At 40.9% G+C, this 3450-nt stretch carries 5 protein-coding genes and 2 pseudogenes; 5 read left to right on the forward strand and 2 right to left on the reverse strand.

Annotated elements, in window-relative coordinates; genetic code table 11:
- Positions 1-120 precede the first annotated feature (120 nt).
- The 3 genes and pseudogenes from EWV84_RS11255 to EWV84_RS11265 form a co-directional block, all read left to right on the forward strand.
- Positions 121-237: pseudogene (locus tag EWV84_RS11255) on the forward strand (transposase); the annotation flags it as partial.
- A gap of 22 nt (positions 238-259) precedes the next feature.
- Positions 260-472, forward strand: coding sequence for a hypothetical protein (locus EWV84_RS11260; RefSeq protein WP_287078068.1), 213 nt, complete (start codon positions 260-262; stop codon positions 470-472).
- A gap of 105 nt (positions 473-577) precedes the next feature.
- Positions 578-823, forward strand: coding sequence for a type II toxin-antitoxin system HicB family antitoxin (locus tag EWV84_RS11265; RefSeq protein WP_287078069.1), 246 nt, complete (start codon positions 578-580; stop codon positions 821-823).
- Positions 824-981: 158 nt separating this feature from the next.
- Here the strand turns inward: EWV84_RS11265 and EWV84_RS11270 are convergent, their stop codons facing one another.
- Together EWV84_RS11270 and EWV84_RS11275 are read right to left on the reverse strand one after the other, a co-directional pair.
- Entirely contained in the window at positions 982-2418 is a 1437-nt protein-coding gene (locus EWV84_RS11270; RefSeq protein WP_287078070.1) for a folate/biopterin family MFS transporter, read from the reverse strand.
- Positions 2419-2495: 77 nt separating this feature from the next.
- Entirely contained in the window at positions 2496-2738 is a 243-nt protein-coding gene (locus tag EWV84_RS11275; protein WP_287078071.1) for a DUF2887 domain-containing protein, read from the reverse strand.
- 137 nt (positions 2739-2875) lie between these two features.
- Between EWV84_RS11275 and EWV84_RS11280 the strand changes: the two genes are divergently transcribed.
- Both EWV84_RS11280 and EWV84_RS11285 read left to right on the forward strand, forming a co-directional pair.
- Positions 2876-3061 (forward strand): hypothetical protein, encoded by a 186-nt coding sequence (locus EWV84_RS11280; protein ID WP_287078072.1) that lies wholly within the window; start codon positions 2876-2878, stop codon positions 3059-3061.
- Between the two features lie 183 nt (positions 3062-3244).
- Positions 3245-3450 (forward strand): annotated as a pseudogene (locus tag EWV84_RS11285) (RNA-guided endonuclease TnpB family protein); the annotation flags it as partial.

The raw sequence follows: 3450 nt of genomic DNA on the forward strand, positions 1-3450 counted from the left end.
TTAATTGATTAGTTCGCTCTAGATCAAAAACAATTGACAAAAATCGCTAAATGCCTTTCTATATAAGGGTTCCATCCCTTATAACCCCCGTCCATTGCATAACACAAACCGAAGAGCCCAACCAACGGATTAATTGAGGGAATGAATACCAAAATAAAGCTTATTAAAAGAATAAGTTATGGATTTACCAATTTTGAACATCTTCGACTTAAGCTGTTTGCTTGCTTTAATTCATAATTAAACTTGAATGGAGTTAAATATGGATTTTGTTCCTCAGCTTCCCCGGGATTCTGATCAACTTAAGCAAACTTTGGCAAAAGCACACCGCAATTGTCAAGAGATGGAATTAGTTGGATTACAATTAGAAGAAGCGATTAGTCGCTTAGAAGCGGAAAATCGTCAAAGACGAAGACAGCAGCTAGAAAGAACCTTGCAAAAAATGCAAAACCCCTTAGAAAACGGATTTCTTTGAGAAACCCGTTTTCTGGAGAAAAATGCCAAAATTATCGCTAGGGTCAAAACAACTGATCATCAAATCAACAATCTTCGAGATAATCACTGAGCTTTATTCCTGTCAATGATGCTAACAAAATATCTAAAACAAGCAATGGCACTGGCAACTTATGAAGTTCTAGAAGACGGAACTTTTTATGGAGAAAGTCCGGGATTTGAGGGAGTATATGCTAATGAAACAACTCTCGAAGCTACTAAGGAACAGTTACAGGAAGTTTTGGAAGGCTGGCTTATTTTAGGACTGCGCTTACAGCATCAGTTACCGATTGTTGACGGTATCAATCTAACCCCTCAACAAAAAATCGCCTGATGCCACCTTTTGCCCCCATCAAAAGGAATGGGAAAAATTACGTTAAACAATTCTGTCTTGGAAAAGTTAAAAACTGCTCTCAATTGAGCAAGATGAAGATAGCATTTAGAATTTGCCATAGAAAAAGGGTTTCTCAAAGAAACCCTTTTTCTGGACTGTCAATCTCTTGTCTCGATTAATTCGGGGACAAGTTCAGGAATAAAACCCGGTTCAGCTAAAGAACCAGTAACATGATGTTCAAAGACTTCTGCGGGGGGAAAAGTTTTCTTGACTTCCTGAGATTGCGGATCCGTAGAAGGTAGCCATTTAATTAGGGGTAAAGGTAGGAGAGTGGAGAGATTAGTAATCACTACCAATAACCAAAGGTTATCAAAATTAGTTTCGGTGACTCCCAACCAATGGGTTAATAAAGCGCCGATTTCTTGGGAAACTAATCCTGACATATTCCAGATAGACATTAATAAAGCGAATAGAGATGCTTCAATGCCCACGGGACAAAGACGGGCCGATAAAATTAAGACGGGTAAAAAGGCAATTTGTCCCATGACGGTGAGGATGAGACTATCCCCCAAACTAAACCAATGATCGTCAATACCGAGCGCTCGATTAGTATGGGTAACTAAGAGTAGGGTAGTCATTCCTAAAACCGCAGACATCACCGTACTCCAACCCAAAATTAGACGAAAGGAAATCGCTTTTAAAAACCGTTGATATACCCAGATACCCAGTATCGAGGCTAAACTGGTGACTAAGCGCACTCGTCCTAAAAATTCCGGTTCAAATCCTAACTCGTTGGTGGTGAAGTAGAAAAAGGCAGAATCGGCGCTAGGAGTAGCCTGCCAGAGAAAAATAAAGGCAGTGGGTAATAAAATTGATTTTTGTCTGATTGCTGACCATAATTGCCCGATTTGCTCCTTGACTTTCGGCGTAGATTGTGCATCATCATTATTCTTGACTTTTTCCTCTGTAATTAAAAACGCCATGGCTGAGGCAATCAGGGGAAAAATAGCCGTGAGAGCGAAGACAGGACGAGTACCGAGGTGTGCCAGTAACCAACCACCGAGATAAGCCGTAATTAAGCCGCCTAGCGCCGATATTCCCCAAGTTAAGGACTGTAGAGAACCGGATTGAGTTAAAGACTCTTTGCGCGCTCTTTCTACCACCAAAGAATCGACGATGACATCACTAATGGTGACAGAAAGGGAACCAAGCAGGATCGCTGCCGTAGCTTGCCAAGCATTCTCCACCACAGTGGCTAGGGCCAACCAAGCTAAAACCCCGAGAATTCCCGATAAAATTAGGTAGGGGCGACGACGATAGCCAAAAATAGGCAAACCATCCGAAAGAAAGCCAAAAGCTGGTTTAATCACCCAAGGAATCGCCGCCACTCCGATTAATGCCCCCATCTGGGAGGGACTCAAGGCCAAATCGTCCTTTAAAAAAAAGCTAACCGCTAATCGGGAGAGTCCGAGAATGCCCTGCACGAAATAAACCCCTAAAATGCCAATTAATTCGGGATTAGGGTCATTTCCGAACAATATAGTCTCTTTAAGGAATTTTTTCCCGCGATCGATGCCAAGGCGATTAATAAGCATGAAGTTTCATAAATATTTGTTACTGTATCTATAATAATGATTGATCGCTCGATCGGTGCGTTAGCTGTTAGGGTAACTTATAAACCAAAATTGTCTCTATCAATTCTAAAAGTTCTTGCTGTTGTTTGACTGAGAGGGAATTCTTGTCTAATCCGTGGAATTAATTGTTTTCCTTGCTCGATCGCTCTTGCGGTTGCTGCTATAATTAACTGTAACATCGATATTCCCAGCGATTCCACTTCCCTTAATTCCTCGAGATAAAAACGTGAAATCCTGCCTGAGTTGATTAACTTCTCTATAGGTTGGATTAAGCATAGCAAAACCAGTATTCCCGATTGGACAGCAAAGCTGAAAGCCTAGGTTAAAATAGAGAGACAAACTTTGAAACAGAGTCTAACCAATGACAGTACAACACCCTCGCTACAACAAAGAATAATTTGCTCGAGGTGGACAGGAAATCTATGAGTCTCAGGTGCGTCAGCCGGTTGAGAAGGACAATCATCGAAAGATTGTGGCTATTGATATCGAAACAGGTGCTTTTGAATTAGCAAAAGATCGCCTCACAGCTTCCGAGCAACTTTTAGCCCGATTTCCAGATGATCAAAGTAGTTCAAGGCTGACCGATGAAATAACTGATAACTGAGAAAACGGTAGCAATTTCTACCAAAAGTCAGAATAAAATTCGTTATTGTCATAAAGTCATGACCGAAAATTTGGGTACAAGCCCCGCCCTTTAGTGTAGGGTCGGGCGGCTTTAAATAAATATGTATTGTCAACTTAAAGAATTTTGTGTTAAGATATTGATAGTAGGTCGAGCAGTGTCAAAATGTTTGTACTAGAATACAAAGTTAAGCCAAAACCTAATCAGATAGAAGCCATTAATGAGGCAATACGGACAACCCAATTTGTTCGGAATAAAGTCCTGCGTTATTGGATGGATAATCGGGGTGTTGGCAAAACCGAGTTATTTCGGTACAACACAGCATTAAGGAAAGAGTTGAAATTTGTTGATGATTTAAACTCCCATGCTTG

The sequence above is a fragment of the Microcystis sp. M_QC_C_20170808_M3Col genome (assembly GCF_007095505.1).
GTDB lineage: Bacteria > Cyanobacteriota > Cyanobacteriia > Cyanobacteriales > Microcystaceae > Microcystis.